This is a genomic window from Brevibacterium aurantiacum (genome assembly GCF_003932995.1).
Classification (GTDB): Bacteria; Actinomycetota; Actinomycetes; order Actinomycetales; family Brevibacteriaceae; genus Brevibacterium; species Brevibacterium aurantiacum.
Genome location: NZ_CP025333.1, coordinates 2,910,151 through 2,924,222, shown reverse-complemented (window position 1 = coordinate 2,924,222; position 14,072 = coordinate 2,910,151). Strand labels below are relative to the sequence as shown.

General features: G+C 64.0%; 15 protein-coding genes. 7 read left to right on the top strand and 8 right to left on the bottom strand.

Annotation, left to right across the window (positions count from 1 at the left end):
* Positions 1 to 93 precede the first annotated feature (93 nt).
* Genes CXR25_RS13480 through sdhC form a run of 4 tightly spaced genes read right to left on the bottom strand, consistent with a single transcriptional unit; the run spans position 94 to position 3,493 of the window.
* Positions 94 to 891 carry a succinate dehydrogenase iron-sulfur subunit gene (locus CXR25_RS13480; protein WP_096157341.1) on the bottom strand — a complete coding sequence of 266 codons (798 nt, stop codon included), beginning with the start codon at positions 889 to 891 and terminating at the stop codon, positions 94 to 96.
* Positions 891 to 2,651: a succinate dehydrogenase flavoprotein subunit gene (gene sdhA / locus CXR25_RS13475; RefSeq protein WP_096178860.1), complete on the bottom strand. Its 1,761-nt coding sequence runs from the start codon at positions 2,649 to 2,651 to the stop codon at positions 891 to 893. Before sdhA ends, CXR25_RS13480 begins: the two co-directional genes overlap by 1 nt.
* 10 nt (positions 2,652 to 2,661) lie before the next feature.
* Positions 2,662 to 3,114, bottom strand: coding sequence for a succinate dehydrogenase hydrophobic membrane anchor subunit (locus tag CXR25_RS13470; RefSeq protein ID WP_125178260.1), 453 nt, complete (start codon positions 3,112 to 3,114; stop codon positions 2,662 to 2,664).
* A 1-nt stretch (position 3,115) separates the two neighbouring features.
* Positions 3,116 to 3,493, bottom strand: a complete 378-nt coding sequence (gene sdhC, locus CXR25_RS13465) for a succinate dehydrogenase, cytochrome b556 subunit (RefSeq protein ID WP_035279682.1) — start codon at positions 3,491 to 3,493, stop codon at positions 3,116 to 3,118.
* Positions 3,494 to 3,857: 364 nt separating this feature from the next.
* On the opposite strand from sdhC, the gene CXR25_RS13460 reads away from it, so the two are divergent.
* The 5 genes from CXR25_RS13460 to CXR25_RS13440 all read left to right on the top strand — a co-directional run bounded on the left by CXR25_RS13460 (position 3,858) and on the right by CXR25_RS13440 (position 9,116).
* Complete coding sequence (locus tag CXR25_RS13460; RefSeq protein ID WP_101557220.1) at positions 3,858 to 4,973, top strand: mannose-1-phosphate guanylyltransferase; 1,116 nt, start codon at positions 3,858 to 3,860, stop codon at positions 4,971 to 4,973.
* A 102-nt stretch (positions 4,974 to 5,075) separates the two neighbouring features.
* On the top strand, positions 5,076 to 6,302 hold the full coding sequence (locus CXR25_RS13455) for an amidohydrolase (RefSeq protein ID WP_085974905.1): 1,227 nt from the start codon (positions 5,076 to 5,078) through the stop codon (positions 6,300 to 6,302).
* Between the two features lie 57 nt (positions 6,303 to 6,359).
* Positions 6,360 to 7,490 carry a BMP family lipoprotein gene (locus CXR25_RS13450; RefSeq protein WP_101557219.1) on the top strand — a complete coding sequence of 377 codons (1,131 nt, stop codon included), beginning with the start codon at positions 6,360 to 6,362 and terminating at the stop codon, positions 7,488 to 7,490.
* Positions 7,491 to 7,554: 64 nt separating this feature from the next.
* The gene (locus tag CXR25_RS13445) at positions 7,555 to 8,661 is read left to right on the top strand and encodes an adenosine deaminase (RefSeq protein WP_096145917.1); all 1,107 of its coding nucleotides are present in this window, start codon (positions 7,555 to 7,557) and stop codon (positions 8,659 to 8,661) included.
* Positions 8,658 to 9,116: a hypothetical protein gene (locus CXR25_RS13440; RefSeq protein ID WP_226833674.1), complete on the top strand. Its 459-nt coding sequence runs from the start codon at positions 8,658 to 8,660 to the stop codon at positions 9,114 to 9,116. The genes CXR25_RS13445 and CXR25_RS13440 overlap by 4 nt, the downstream gene beginning before the upstream one ends.
* A gap of 4 nt (positions 9,117 to 9,120) precedes the next feature.
* Here the strand turns inward: CXR25_RS13440 and CXR25_RS13435 are convergent, their stop codons facing one another.
* A complete protein-coding gene (locus tag CXR25_RS13435; RefSeq protein WP_096178859.1) occupies positions 9,121 to 9,756 on the bottom strand; it encodes a transcriptional regulator in 636 nt (211 codons plus the stop codon).
* Positions 9,753 to 10,163 carry a DNA-binding protein gene (locus CXR25_RS13430; protein WP_096178858.1) on the bottom strand — a complete coding sequence of 137 codons (411 nt, stop codon included), beginning with the start codon at positions 10,161 to 10,163 and terminating at the stop codon, positions 9,753 to 9,755. Before CXR25_RS13430 ends, CXR25_RS13435 begins: the two co-directional genes overlap by 4 nt.
* A 58-nt stretch (positions 10,164 to 10,221) precedes the next feature.
* On the opposite strand from CXR25_RS13430, the gene CXR25_RS13425 reads away from it, so the two are divergent.
* Together CXR25_RS13425 and CXR25_RS13420 are read left to right on the top strand one after the other, a co-directional pair.
* Entirely contained in the window at positions 10,222 to 11,430 is a 1,209-nt protein-coding gene (locus CXR25_RS13425; RefSeq protein WP_096178857.1) for a PEP/pyruvate-binding domain-containing protein, read from the top strand.
* Positions 11,431 to 11,441: 11 nt separating this feature from the next.
* Positions 11,442 to 12,062 carry a histidine phosphatase family protein gene (locus CXR25_RS13420; protein WP_240518525.1) on the top strand — a complete coding sequence of 207 codons (621 nt, stop codon included), beginning with the start codon at positions 11,442 to 11,444 and terminating at the stop codon, positions 12,060 to 12,062.
* Positions 12,063 to 12,086: 24 nt separating this feature from the next.
* Here the strand turns inward: CXR25_RS13420 and CXR25_RS13415 are convergent, their stop codons facing one another.
* Together CXR25_RS13415 and CXR25_RS13410 are read right to left on the bottom strand one after the other, a co-directional pair.
* Positions 12,087 to 13,289, bottom strand: a complete 1,203-nt coding sequence (locus CXR25_RS13415) for an FAD-dependent monooxygenase (protein ID WP_096178855.1) — start codon at positions 13,287 to 13,289, stop codon at positions 12,087 to 12,089.
* A gap of 39 nt (positions 13,290 to 13,328) precedes the next feature.
* Positions 13,329 to 14,042, bottom strand: a complete 714-nt coding sequence (locus tag CXR25_RS13410; RefSeq protein ID WP_069600609.1) for a hypothetical protein — start codon at positions 14,040 to 14,042, stop codon at positions 13,329 to 13,331.
* Positions 14,043 to 14,072 lie beyond the last annotated feature (30 nt).

Genomic DNA, 14,072 nt, shown 5'->3' with positions numbered 1-14,072 from the left:
GCACAGCTTGCGCCGCCCCACCCGCCCCAGGGAACGCGAAAGGCGGCCGTGCACGAAAAGTGCACGGCCGCCTCGGCGATGGTGATCGTCAGATCAGAATGCGCGCTGCAGGACTGCCTGCTTCACCTCGGCGATGGCCTTGGTGATTTCGATGCCACGAGGGCAGGCCTCGGTGCAGTTGAAGGTGGTGCGGCAGCGCCACACGCCTTCCTTGTCGTTGAGGATCTCCAGGCGCATGTCTCCGCCCTCGTCACGCGAATCGAAGATGAAACGGTGCGCGTTGACGATGGCTGCCGGTCCGAAGTACTGGCCATCGGTCCAGAACACGGGGCACGACGAGGTGCACGCAGCGCAGAGGATGCACTTGGTGGTGTCGTCGAAGGCCTCACGCTGCTCGGCCGACTGCAGACGTTCACGCGTCGGCTCGTGACCGGAGGTGATGAGGAACGGCATGACCTCACGGTAGGACTGGAAGAAGGGCTCCATGTCGACGATGAGGTCCTTCTCCAGAGGCAGACCCTTGATCGCTTCGACAGTGATCGTCTTGGAGGTGTCAAGATCCTTCAGCAGGGTCTTGCAGGCCAGACGGTTACGGCCGTTGATGCGCATGGCATCGGAGCCGCAGACACCGTGGGCACAGGAGCGGCGGAAGGACAGCGAGCCGTCCTCCTCCCACTTGATCTTGTGCAGGGCGTCCAGGACACGGTCGGTGCCGTACATGGTGACCTTGTACTCCTCCCAGTGCGCCTCTTCGTCCTGTTCGGGATCGAAGCGTGCGATCTGGAAGGTGCAGTCGAACGACGGGATCGAACCGCTGTCGCCGGCCACATGGTCGGGCAGGTCGATCTTAGAGGCCGGCTCCGGGGTTTCGGTTGAGGTATCGGTGCTCATCAGTACTTACGCTCCATCGGCTGGTAACGGGTGACGATGACGGGCTTCGTCTCCAGACGCATGCCCTTGATGCCGTCGGTCTCCGCTTCGGGATCGAGGTAGGTCATCGTGTGGTGCATGAACTTCTCGTCGTCACGATCCGGGAAGTCCTCGCGGAAGTGCCCACCGCGTGATTCCTTGCGGTGGATGGCGGCGACGGAGATGACCTCGGCGAGTTCGAGCAGGAAGTTCAGCTCGACGGCCTCGAGGAGGTCGAGGTTGAAGCGCTTGCCGCGATCCTGAATGCCGACGTTGTTGTAACGTTCACGCAGTTTCGCGATCTCGTCGAGCGCTTCACGCAGAGTCTCGTCCGTGCGGAAAACCTGGACGTTGGCGTCCATGAGCTCCTGCAGATCCTTGCGGATGGCGCCGATGCGTTCGGTGCCGTCTGAGGTCCGCATCTTCTCGAGCAGTGCGACGGTGTCGTTCTCGGCAGCCTCGGGCAGTTCGACGAAGTCAGCGGTCTTCGAGTATTCTGCGGCGGCGATGCCGGCGCGCTTGCCGAAGACGTTGATGTCGAGCAGCGAGTTCGTGCCCAGACGGTTCGAACCGTGCACGGACACGCAGGCAACCTCACCTGCGGCGTAGAGGCCGGGAATGACGTTGTCGTTGTCCGCGAGCACCTCGGCGCCGATGTTGGTCGGAATGCCGCCCATGGCGTAGTGCGCGGTCGGGAAGACCGGCACCGGTTCTGTGTAGGGCTCCACACCGAGGTAGGTGCGGGCGAACTCGGTGATGTCGGGCAGCTTCGCATCGATGTGTGCGGGCTCGAGGTGCGTGAGGTCGAGCAGGACGTAGTCCTTGTTCGGACCACAGCCGCGGCCTTCGCGCACCTCATTGGCCATGGACCGGGCCACGATGTCACGAGGAGCGAGGTCCTTGATCGTCGGGGCGTAGCGTTCCATGAAGCGCTCACCGTCGGAGTTGCGCAGGATCGCGCCCTCACCACGGGCTGCCTCGGAGAGCAGGATGCCCAAGCCGGCCAGGCCGGTCGGGTGGAACTGGAAGAACTCCATGTCCTCGAGCGGGATGCCCCGGTTGTAGGCCACGGCCATGCCGTCGCCGGTCAGGGTGTGGGCGTTCGAGGTGGTCTTGAAGACCTTGCCCACGCCGCCGGTTGCGAAGACGACCGACTTGGCCTGGAACAGGTGGATCTCGCCGGTGGCCAGTTCGTAGGCGACGACGCCCGCCGGACGACGGACTCCGTCGACCTCGGTCATGGCCAGGTCGAGGACGTAGAACTCGTTGTAGAACTCGACGCCGTGCTTGACGCAGTTCTGGTACAGAGTCTGGAGGATCATGTGGCCGGTGCGGTCGGCTGCGTAGCAGGAGCGACGGACCGGGGACTTGCCGTGGTCACGGGTGTGACCGCCGAAGCGACGCTGGTCGATCTTGCCTTCTGGGGTCCTGTTGAAGGGCAGCCCCATCTTCTCGAGATCGAGAACGGCGTCGATGGCTTCCTTCGCCATCACCTCGGCGGCATCCTGGTCGACCAGGTAGTCACCGCCCTTGACGGTGTCGAAGGTGTGCCATTCCCAGTTGTCCTCTTCCACGTTCGCCAGTGCGGCGCACATGCCGCCCTGGGCGGCACCTGTGTGCGAACGGGTCGGGTAGAGCTTGGTCAGGACTGCGGTCCGGGCACGCTGGCCCGATTCGATCGCTGCGCGCATCCCGGCGCCACCGGCACCGACGATGACAACGTCGTATTGATGTACCTGCATGTTTCTCCTTCTATGCGGCCGAGCAGAACGACGCCAGCAATGCGGGGTCGGCTCCGGCCGGGCAGGGATCGAATGTGAAGATGACGAGCGTGCCGAGCACGATGACGATGATCGAGGCGATGTAGAGGATCACCTGGAGAGCCATCCTGGTGCCGGGCTTCTCGGCATAGTCCATGATGATGGTGCGCAGACCGTTGGTGCCGTGCAGCATAGCCAGCCACAGCATCATCAGGTCCCAGATCTGCCAGAACGGGCTGGCCCACTTGCCGGCTACGAACCCGAAGTCGATGGCCTGGACGCCTTCGCCGGCCCACAGGTTCACGAACAGGTGGCCGAAGATGAGGATGACGAGGACGACGCCCGAGATGCGCATGAACAGCCATGCGAACATTTCGAACTTCGACCGTGTTGATTTGTGGCGCGAGTAGCCGGTGCGCGGAGCCGGGATCGATGTTGTGCTCATGTCATCCTCCGAACGTGTGCATCAGCTGGCGGGGGATGAAGGCGATCATGATGATGAGCCATACGACGATGACTCCCCAGAACAGCTTCTTCTGATTTTTCGGTCCACTCTTCGAGAAGTCGACGAGAATGACGCGAAGACCGTTGAACGCATGGAATGCGATTGCGGCAACGAGTGCGATCTCGCCGATGGCCATGAACGGTGTCTTATACGTTCCGATCACGGCGTTGTAGGCCTCGGGTGAGACGCGGACGAGTGCAGTATCGAGCACGTGGACCAGCAGGAAGAAGAAGATTCCGACGCCTGTGACGCGATGCGCGACCCAGGACCACATTCCTTCATTTCCTCGGTACAGAGTGCCCGTAGACGCTTTGGCCACGGAGCATCCTCCATCTTGGATTAATCGACTGTGTACATCAAGAAACTACGCCGAACGCCGCCTGGTTGCCAGTTGAGCCACGCCTGAGCGTGGTGGATCACATTAACTTCCTGGCAGTTCCCTCATAGTCGCGATGTCCAGATACGACGATTTTCAATTACAGAACAATCATATGCCCTAAAGAATCGCTTCGCCGGGCTGACCTGGTGAGTCGGTTCCCACGCCGAGGCGGGTGCGGGCTGAACGTGGAAGTGCAGCTGATGTATCAGATGTCGAACCCAGGATCGAGAATTCCGGTTCTCCTCACCCCGACACGGCGGACAACATCGGTCAGAGCGTGACCGAACTTTGAGACACTGATGATGTGAACACACACTTCCACGCCATCATCCCCGCCGGCGGATCCGGAACCAGGCTCTGGCCGCTCTCACGCAAGGCATCGCCGAAGTTCCTCCACGACGTCCTGGGTACGGGCCGGAGTCTGATCCAGTCCACCTGGGATCGAGTCGCCCCGCTCGTGGGCACCGAGAAGGTCTGGGTCGTGACCGGGCAGAACCACCGCGACCAGGTGGCCGAGCAGCTTCCCGAGATCTCGGTGGACAACATCCTCGCCGAGCCCTCCCCGAAGGACTCCGCTGCCGCGATCGGTCTGGCCACCATGCTCATTGCGAAGGAAGACCCGGACGCGATCGTCGGCTCATTCTCCGCCGACCATTCGATCACCAACGTCGACGAGTTCCGGCTGGTCATCGACCAGGCCTGCGTCGCCGCAGAGACCGGCGACATCGTCACCGTCGGCATTATGCCCCGCAACCCTGCCACCGCCTACGGCTACATCGAAACCGGTGATCTGCTGGGGCTCAAAGGCGCACCGACTGCCCGCCGGGCCCTGGCCTTCGCCGAGAAGCCGGCCGCGAGCACGGCACGTGCCTACGTCAACTCCGGTCGCTACCGCTGGAACGCCGGCATGTTCATCGCCAAGGCCGCAGCCCTCCTCGAGGTCCTTGAGACCGAGGACCCGACACTGTTCGCGGGTTTGTCGAGGATCGCCGAGGCCTGGGGGACCGATGCCCAGGCACAGGTGCTCGCCGAGGTGTGGCCCGGGTTGGAGAAGCGCGCCATCGACTACGTCGTGGCCGAACCCGCTGCCGCGGCCGGACGAGTCATCGTCATCCCCGGCGACTTCGGCTGGGATGACGTCGGCGACTTCGACTCCGTGGCCCGTCTGCGCCAGCCGGTGGCGGGAGAACCTGCCGGGGTCATCTCGATCGGTCAGAACTGCGACCTCCTCGAAATCGACGCCTCCGGTGTCGTCTTCTCCGAATCCAAGCAGCCGCGCACGGTCGCGATCGTCGGCCTCGATGACCTCGTCGTCGTCGACACCGAGGACGTCCTGCTCATCACCTCGCGGTCCCATGCTCAGGATGTGAAGAAGGCGGTCTCGGCCGCAGGTGAACGCGGACTCGAGGACCTGCTGTAGGAACGCACGCATCTCGCAGTGTGAGGAGAGGCGTCTGCGGAGTGTGTCGAAATTGGTCGCAGTGCGCCCAAATGTGACGCGGAGTGCTTAGCATTGCAGTCAATGTCTCAGATATCCGAACCGCGCCTCGCCGGCGTCGCGCCCCCAGAAGGACCAGACGTGATCAGCTCGACCATTGCTGAGATCGGTGCCGAACTCATCGATTTCCGCCGCGATGTCCACGCACACCCGGAACTGTCCTTTCAGGAGTTCGGCACCACCGACAAGATCGTCGCACGCCTCGAAGCGGCCGGTCTGTCACCTCGGCGCCTTGAGAGCACCGGTGTCGTGTGCGAGGTCGGTGAAGGACCGCTGGCACTGGGACTGCGCGCCGACATCGATGCGCTGCCCATCGACGACCTCATTGACGAGGACTTCGCCTCAACGGTGCCCGGCGTCGCCCACGCCTGCGGCCACGATGTGCACCTGACCGGCCTCGTCGGCGCAGCCATCGCCTTGCAGCGACTCCACGAATCCACTCCCGGCGGACTCGGCGGGCGTGTGCGGCTGATCTTCCAGCCCGGTGAGGAAGTCACCCCGGGCGGTGCTCTGCGCGTCATCTCCCAGGGCGTCCTCGACGACGTTCCCGAGGTCTACGCCCTCCACTGCGACCCGAATGTCGACGTCGGCAAGATCGGCTCCCGCATCGGGGCCATCACCGCCGCCGGCGACACCGTCATCATCCGCCTCTCCGGTCATGGCGGACACACCTCACGACCCCACCTGACCGAGGATCTCGTCTACGCCTTGGGCAAACTCGCCACAGACCTGCCCTCGACGCTGGGCCGCCTCATCGACCCGCGCCACGCGATCTCCCTCGTCTGGGGCGAGATCAGCGCCGGCCACGCGGCGAATGTCGTCCCCAGCGAAGGCATCCTGCGCGGAACCCTGCGCTGCCTCGACGTCGACGGCTGGAATCAGGTCGCCGAGGTACTGCCGGAGCTGGTCGAGCGCATCGCCGGCCCGTACGGAGTCACCGTCGACCTCGACCATCGCCGAGGTGTGCCGCCGGTGGTCAACACCGAAGACCAGGTCGCCCTCATCGAATCCGCCGTGCGCGGAGAGCTCGGCGAGAACTCCGTCCAGCTGACCCCGCAGTCCATGGGCGGAGAGGACTTCGCCTGGTACCTCACCCACTGCCCTGGAGCGCTCGTGCGCATGGGCACCCGCACTCCGGGGGGAAAGACGTACGACATCCACCAGGGTGATCTCCTCATCGATGAGGACAGCGTTGAGATCGCTGCCCGCATCTTCACCGCGACCGCACTGAAGGTCCTGCAGCGAGACTGATGCCGTACCGGGGACTCAGACAGAACCGATAATCTTGGAGACATGAGAGTAAAGGTCATGAGCACGGTGCTGGGCGCCGGCTTCAGTGCGTTGAGCCTGGTGGCCCTGAGTGCGTGCTCGATGTCGACACCCGAACCCGTCGAGGAAGAAACACTCGGATGCATGATCTCGGCTCCTGCCGGATTCGACGATCACTCCGCCGGGGCACTGACCCTGGCAGAGACGGAACTGGCGCGGTCGGCGGGACTGTTCTCCGCGACATCGAGCCAGCGGGTGACCAACTCATCGGCCACCTCGGCGGCTCTGACGAGGATGAAGGACCAGGACTGCGCACTGACGACGGTGCTGGGACCCGGCGGGGCCGACGAACTCAGCGACCATGCCAAGTCCAATCCGGACGACGTCTTCCTCGGAGTGGCAAGCGGGCACGAGGACTTCCCGGACAATGTGCTCAGCATCGATTTCGACCTGGTTCCTCCGGCCTTCATCGCCGGCTACATAGCAGCGACCGCGAGCGAAACCGGTGAAGTCGGCGCGCTCGTCTCGCAGGGGTTCCCGCAGGCGAAGAAGATCCTCAACGCCTTCGATGCCGGAGTCGCACTCTACAACGACGAGGCCGACGAAGATGTCGAGAACGTGAAGTCCTACCGCGAGTCTGCGGTCGACGACCGGACCGTGGCCGACACCAGCGATGAGGGACGGAAGTTCTTCGAATCGGCCTATGGCTCGGATGTCGATGTGCTCGTGCCCTTCGGATCGGCGGCGGCAATGGGCGTGGCCACCGCGTCGACCGAGGAGATGGCGGCCCAGCGCACCCAAGAGCCCGAAGAAGAGGGCGCGGAGGAGAAGGCCCTGCCGAAGGTCATCTGGTACGGAGCATCCGGGGCCTTCAGCGACACCATCATCGCAACCATCGAGCCGAACATCCGTCGGGGACTGCGCAGCATGTTCGCCGAATGGCCGCAGAGCAGGAACCCCGACGAGGTCGCCGAGGCGTCGAAGGACGAACCCGCTGACATGGGCGGATTCCTCATCACCGACAAGCACTACAAGGGCACGATCGACAACGGTGGGGTGGGGATCTCCGCCGAAGACGGGTTCCTCAGCCGCGTCTCCGACGCCGGCCGCAGCATCACCGATCTGCGGGAGAGGATCAAGAGCGGGGACATCGATCCTGAGAAGTCCTGAACGGAAGTTCTGAGCTGGTGGATTCTTCCATCCTTCTCGCACCCTGATCCGATAAGCTGTGGGGGTGTTGAATAATCCCGCCGGAGTCGCAGAAGACGACCCGATCCTGCAGTTGCCCAAAGTCTCCCTCCATGATCACCTCGACGGTGGCCTGCGCCCCGCCACGCTGATCGAACTGGCCGCCTCGATCGGTCATGAACTGCCCGCCACCGAACCGGAGGCGCTGGCTCAGTGGTACTACGATTCCGCCAGCTCCGGTGACCTGGTCCGCTACCTCGAGACCTTCTCGCACACGGTTGCCGTGATGCAGAGCCGTGAGGGCCTGATGCGGGTGGCCAAGGAATGGGTCCTCGACCAGGTGGCCGATGGTGTGTTCTACGCCGAGGCCCGCTGGGCTCCCGAGCAGCACCTGGAAGGCGGACTCGAACTCGACGAGGTCGTCGACGCCGTCCAGCAGGGACTCGAGGCCGGAGTCATCGAAGCCTCATCCGATGGAAAGTTCATCCGCGTCGGCCAGATCATCACCGCCATGCGCCAGGCCGACAACTCGATGGCGATTGCCGAACTGGCCATCCGGCACCGCGAGAAGGGGTCTGAGTCAGGAGTCGTCGGCTTCGACATCGCCGGTCCCGAGAACGGCTTCCCGCCCTCGGCGCACCTGTCGGCATTCAACGCACTCCACCAGGCCTACGTGCCCGTGACGATCCACGCTGGGGAAGCCGCAGGCAAAGCCTCGATCCACGAAGCACTCACCGTCTGCCATGCCCAGCGCATCGGTCACGGCGCTCGCATCGTCGAAGACATGGACATCGTCGAAGGCGAAGGACAGCTGGGCAGCCTGGCTGCATGGGTCCTCGACCAGCAGATCCCGCTCGAGCTGTGCCCCAGCTCCAACCTGCAGACCGACATCGGCGGCACCATCGCCTCCCACCCCATCACCGGGCTCAAGGATCTGGGCTTCGCCGTCACCATCAACCCGGACAACCGGCTGATGTCAGCGACCTCGGTCACGCGTGAGATGCGTCGCCTCGTCGACGAAGCCGGCTGGACGCAGACGGACCTCGAATGGGCCACCGTCAATGCAGTCACGGCAGCCTTCCTGCCTCTCGACGTGCGCGAGCGCATGCTCGACGAGATCCTCATTCCAGGATTCGCCCGGGTGAACATTTGAGTTCACGGGACAAGCGTTCGAACACACCCGACGGTGCAGTACCGTCGGGTGGTTCGACTCAGCCTGCCGGCCACGGTGTTCCCACCCCGCGGGCGATGCTGGTCGTCGTCGTGGTGCTCGGGATCCAGGTGCTGGCCCTCCTCGGGTCCGCCTTGTCCTTCATCCTCACCGCCATCAGCGCCGGTCCTCTGGCCGGATCGCTGCTGGGACTGGCAGTCATGTTCCTCATCTTCGCCGCCGGAGTCGCCGCTACGGCGCGCGGATCCTGGAAACTGCATCGTTGGGCCCGGCCGGCGGCGATCGCCTTCGAGCTGCTCGTCATCGTCTTCGCCTTCAGCGTCATCGGCGGAACTCTGTGGCTCGGCCTGGCCTGCCTGGTCACGGCGCTTGCCGTGCTTCTCGGCTACTTCCAGCCCTCTGTCGTCGACGCCTACAACCGGGCACTCGAAGGCTGAGGCCTCAGACCTCGGTGCCGCGATCAAGGCCCAGAGTGGCGATGAGATCCTCGTGGAGCTGGAACCAGACGAGATGGCACGAATCGACATCGCTCCGATCGACCCACATAGTCTGGCCTGATTTGGCTCTGCGCAAGGCAGTCTCGTAGCGGGTCAGAATTCCCTCAAATCGCGTCAGGACCTTCGTCAGCCTTTCGACCAGAGGAGCGAGTTCGACACCCAACCTCTCGAACTCATCGAGGACTTCTGCGTCCCACCCTGCGTCGGAATGATCGTTGCTCGCGAAGGCGTCAACGGCGCTGGGCCCGATCTGCCAGGCGGTGGTCGCCCTCAGCATCCGGGCGTTGAGCGGGAGAAAGTCTCTGTAGACCGCGGCGATCTCACCGTCGGGATCGGCATGGTGACGTTCGAGTGCGAGCTCTCGCTCATTCTCCCATTTGCCGAAGTCGGTCAGCGACCAGCCATCGGTGTCGAAGAACTCGAGGTGCTGCACCCAGCCGCTGCGTTCAGCCTGGCGCAGCAGGATCAGGGTCTCCTCAGTGCTGGCTCCCGCACGTTGGGCAATGGCGTCAACGCCGGCGAAGCCGAGCAGTCGTACCGCATGGAGGACCAGGAGCTGAGGCTCTGAATGGTGGCTCATCGCTGCCTATCCTGGCGAGAGCTCAGACGAGCCACATACTGTTGGCAGGCCTGTGGCGATCGGAAGCCCATTGTTGCGGCGATCTGCGACCATGTCAGTCCCTCGTTTCGGGCAGCGAAGATGAGCCCGATCTCGACTCCCTCGACCTCCGCGCGAGCTGCGGGAAGCAGAGCCAATCCCGCGCGGAGATCCTCAGGGCCGAGGTCTGTCGATCTCCACAGTGCGAACTGGGTGAGGTCGACCGCGGTGGGCGGGGCGGGTTCAGGACGCCACTCACGGGCCTCCAGCCGATCCGCGCCGAGAGCCAGGAGTCGAGCCTGCGCATCATGTTCGCGCTGCGCCTCTGCATGGTCTCCGACCGCTCTGTCTACGGGGCTGGTGTGGTCTGTCTCATGCTTGCCATCCATAGGCCACATCCTGCTATCATCAACATTATGTTGTCAACATAACGTTGAAGGAGGGGTGATGGTGAGATCGCTTTCCAACGCGCACGATGCTCTGTCCGGAGGAAAGGCCAGGTCGCTGGCTAGGCTTCTGCGCGCCGGCCTTCCGGTGCCCGACGGCTTCGTCGTGCGTGCCGACCCCTCCTCAGCCTCTCAGCGCGGTGAAATGGTGCGCGACTGGATTGACCAGGAACTCTCGCGCCTGGGTGATCCGGTGGTGGCGGTGCGATCCTCGGCCGCCGATGAGGACAGAGCAGACACATCCGCTGCAGGAATGTATGACACCGTCCTCGGCGTCCGCGGCACCGACGATGTGTGTGCGGCGATTGCGTCCTGCAGACGCTCAGCAGACTCGGCGCGTGTTCGAGACTACCGTCGCCGAGGCGGTCACTCGGGGGTTCCCATGACAGGCATGGCGGTTCTCGTGCAGGTTCTTGTCGAGGCCGAAGTCGCAGGCGTGATGTTCACACCCCGAAGCGTGGGCGACCCAACCCGAATCGAATCATCGTGGGGACTCGGGCCCTCCGTCGTCAACGGTGGACTGACACCCGATGCATTCGAGGTCGGATCCAGCGGCGCCATCACCGCCGCCATCGGAGTCAAAAATGTCCGAACCGATACCGTTGAAGACCATAATGGGACGAAGACCACTGCGGTCGCGGAGGAGCTTCAGACCAGTCGAACGCTCGATGACGAGACGCTCCTTCGTCTGAAATCTCTGGGTGAGCGGGCATCTGCCGTCCTCGGTGGTCCGCAGGATATCGAATGGGCCATCGCAGACAGCGCGATCTGGGTCGTGCAATCGCGCCCAGTGACCGCTGCTCTGCCGGCGTTGCCTGTTACCAGAACTGCCAGCAACACGGGACAGGACATCAGCATCGGCAGGCACGGCAACTCCGACCTGGCACCCGAGGCGACCCTGATGGGTACTCCAGGGGCGCACGGGGTAGTGACAGCGCCCGCTCGGATCGTCTCTGGCCTGTCCGCGTTTTCCGACGTCAAGCCCGGTGAAGTGGTGATCTGCGCCTACACCGATCCCTCTTGGACGCCCCTGTTCTCGATCGCTGCCGGTGTCATCACCGAGGTGGGAGGGGCGCTTTCGCATGCAGCGATCGTCGCGCGAGAATACGGCATCCCCGCAGTCCTCGGTGTCACCTCGGCGAGGGCCCGCATTGTCAACGGTGATCTCATCACCATGGACGGAACAGCGGGAACGATCACAATCCACTGACTCAGGAATGGATGATGGGAACACGATATCTCTACATCGCACGTCACGGCGATGCTGACGCGTTCGGGAACCTCACCGACAGGGGCCGCGAGCAGGCGCGACTCCTGGGGCGGCGCCTGGCGCATCTGCCCATTGAGGCTATCTGGCATTCGCCGCTGCCTCGCGCCGCCGACAGCTCCCGGGAGCTCAACATCTTCCTCACTGGCAAGGTCACAGTAGGGGAGGCGCCGGAGTTGATCGACCACGTCCCCTACGTGCCGACTCCGGCTGAGACTCCGCCGGCGTGGGTGCCGTTCTTCGACGGGTATGCAAGCGAAGAAGCCGACGCCGGGTGCGCGATCGCTGACAGTCTCACCGCTCGTTTCGGCACGGCTTCGTTTGACGCCATTGGCACCCGCGATGACGATGTGCACGAGGTGCTCATCACCCATGCGTATCCGATCGCCTGGCTTGTGCGTGATGCCTTGGACGCGCCACCGCAGCGGTGGCTGGGTCTCAACAGTGCCAACACGGCGCTGACGGTCATCGAACACCGACTCCAGCTTCCGCCGACGATCATCATGTTCAACGACATGGGCCATCTGCCGCCACAGCTGCAATGGACGGGGTTCCCTGACGTGCCTCGCCCGTGATGTGACACATCGGGTGCTGCCTGCTCAGGCGCTCGGCGGCTGCCACCGCTGCACACTGGCGGCCTGGGCAGCCGTGAACTTCGAAGGCACAGCCGTGAAGATCGCATCGCGAATCCCGGCCAGCAGCGGGGATTGAAACTGGAAAACGGCGCCGAGGGTCCGTGACTTCGCTGCAATCGACTGACTGCGTTTTCTCCGCAGCTGGTCATAGCGACGCAGCGAAACGTCGACGTTTGCCGCCGGGCCCGCCAGGGCTGTCCGGCCAGACGACTCTGCGATGACCGGTGCCAGCAGCGCGGTCAGCGTGGCGGCGTCTTCGAGGGCCTGACCGCCGCCCTGACCCAGGTTCGGCGTCATCGCATGAGCGGCATCGCCGAGGAGGACGACGCGTCCCCGGTAGTAGGTCGCCAGGGGAGTGGCGAGGTCTGAAATCGGGGTCCGCCGGATTCGGTCGTTCGGTGTCGTGGCAATGAGTTCAGCGATCGGTGCGTGCCAGCCGGAGAACAGGTCCCGCGCAGTCGCCTTCTCATCGGCGAAAGATGCGTGTTGGGGCATGTTCGCCACCGCGAACCAGTACACGCGCCCGTCGTTGAGTGGAGCGATGCCGAAGCGCAGGCCCCGCCCCACGGTCTCGCCAGCGGCTCCACCCAGGTCTACAGGGCGTTCGGTGATCCCACGCCAACACGAATAGCCCGAATAGCGGGGTCCGATTCCGGACGTGACGGTTTCTCTCACCTGACTGTTGAGACCGTCGGCGCCGATGACGAGGTCGAAGCGTTCCGAGGAGTCCGGCGGTGATTCTTCTGACTCCGCGTCCCTCCCGGACCGGATCGTCACCGTGCCATCAATGCTCGCCGAGGTGACCAGGGCGTTGGTGCGCACCGTTGCTTCATCGAGAGCATCGAGCAGGACTCGGTGGAGGTCGGCTCGATCGACGATGCGCAGCTCACCGACACTGTCTGTGGGAAGGCGTGCGATCCAGCGTCCGTCGGGGCGCCGTTGGCCCGCAGCGAAGGATTCGGCTTGCTTGTCCGTGATCGCGGCGAATTGAGGACCAAGGCCGAGTGCTTCGAGGGCCCTGAGCCCATTGGCGAAGACGGACAGACCAGAACCCCCAGCACGCACCTCGGCGGCCTTCTCAAACACGGTGACGTTCGCACCGGCCCTCTGCAGACCCACGGCGGCTGAGAGCCCGCCGATGCCGGCTCCAACGATCGCGATCCTCATGGGGTGTGAGCCTCTCATCCGAGATCTGAGGTGTTTGCCTTACTGCTGCAGGTACTCCCCGCAGGCTTCGGTGAGGAAGTCCCCGGCGACGCCGCCCTCTTGGTTGAGACTGTCTGCGGTCTTCTGGATGCCCCACCAGACCTGCGGAGATGCGCCCCACTGCTGACGGAAGTCCTCACGCTTATCGGGATCATCGGCCAGGTCCTGAGCAGCCAGGGAGATGCGGTCCTGAGCATCATCGGCCGTGCACCGAGCCTCATCATCGGGGCCCTTCGGATTGAGCTCGGAAATCTCATCGGAGTTCTCCGCCTTCAGCGTGTATGCGGACCCGCCGATCTCCTCAACGGTGAAGGTGCCCTGGATGAGCAGGAAGGGCGACTTCTCGGTATCGACATTCTCGGCATCGACGGTGACACTGACACTGTCCGGGGTGTCGGCGGTGATGGTGGCCTCGCCGGAATCGGGAACGTCGGGGTTGCCGGTGTGGACGTAGACCTTGAGGTAGGCCTCGGATTTGTTCGCGGCCGCCTCGGCGAGGCCCTGCCACAGTGGATCGGCATCCTTCGCTCCGCCGGGGGAGGAGTCGACGATGGAGACCTTCGGAGCGTCATCAGGAGTCTCGACCGGAGTGACCTCCTCTTCGCTGACGGAGGGACGCGGTGCGGGACGGGTCTCCTCCGAGGTGGGAACGCAGGCTGTCGTCGTGGCCAGCACTGCGGCGGTGGTCAGGAGGGCAAGAGAGCGAATGCGCATGGTTCCTCGAAAGGTGGTCGGCGTGGCGGT

Coding starts and splice junctions, on each gene's coding strand:
- CXR25_RS13420 (WP_240518525.1), top strand. CDS start 11,442: ATGATGGGAACACGATATCTCTACATCGCACGTCACGGCGATGCTGAC.
- CXR25_RS13455 (WP_085974905.1), top strand. CDS start 5,076: ATGTCTCAGATATCCGAACCGCGCCTCGCCGGCGTCGCGCCCCCAGAA.
- CXR25_RS13410 (WP_069600609.1), bottom strand. CDS start 14,042: ATGCGCATTCGCTCTCTTGCCCTCCTGACCACCGCCGCAGTGCTGGCC.
- sdhA (WP_096178860.1), bottom strand. CDS start 2,651: ATGCAGGTACATCAATACGACGTTGTCATCGTCGGTGCCGGTGGCGCC.
- CXR25_RS13435 (WP_096178859.1), bottom strand. CDS start 9,756: ATGAGCCACCATTCAGAGCCTCAGCTCCTGGTCCTCCATGCGGTACGA.
- CXR25_RS13480 (WP_096157341.1), bottom strand. CDS start 891: ATGAGCACCGATACCTCAACCGAAACCCCGGAGCCGGCCTCTAAGATC.
- CXR25_RS13450 (WP_101557219.1), top strand. CDS start 6,360: ATGAGCACGGTGCTGGGCGCCGGCTTCAGTGCGTTGAGCCTGGTGGCC.
- CXR25_RS13430 (WP_096178858.1), bottom strand. CDS start 10,163: ATGGATGGCAAGCATGAGACAGACCACACCAGCCCCGTAGACAGAGCG.
- CXR25_RS13470 (WP_125178260.1), bottom strand. CDS start 3,114: ATGAGCACAACATCGATCCCGGCTCCGCGCACCGGCTACTCGCGCCAC.
- CXR25_RS13415 (WP_096178855.1), bottom strand. CDS start 13,289: ATGAGGATCGCGATCGTTGGAGCCGGCATCGGCGGGCTCTCAGCCGCC.
- CXR25_RS13425 (WP_096178857.1), top strand. CDS start 10,222: ATGGTGAGATCGCTTTCCAACGCGCACGATGCTCTGTCCGGAGGAAAG.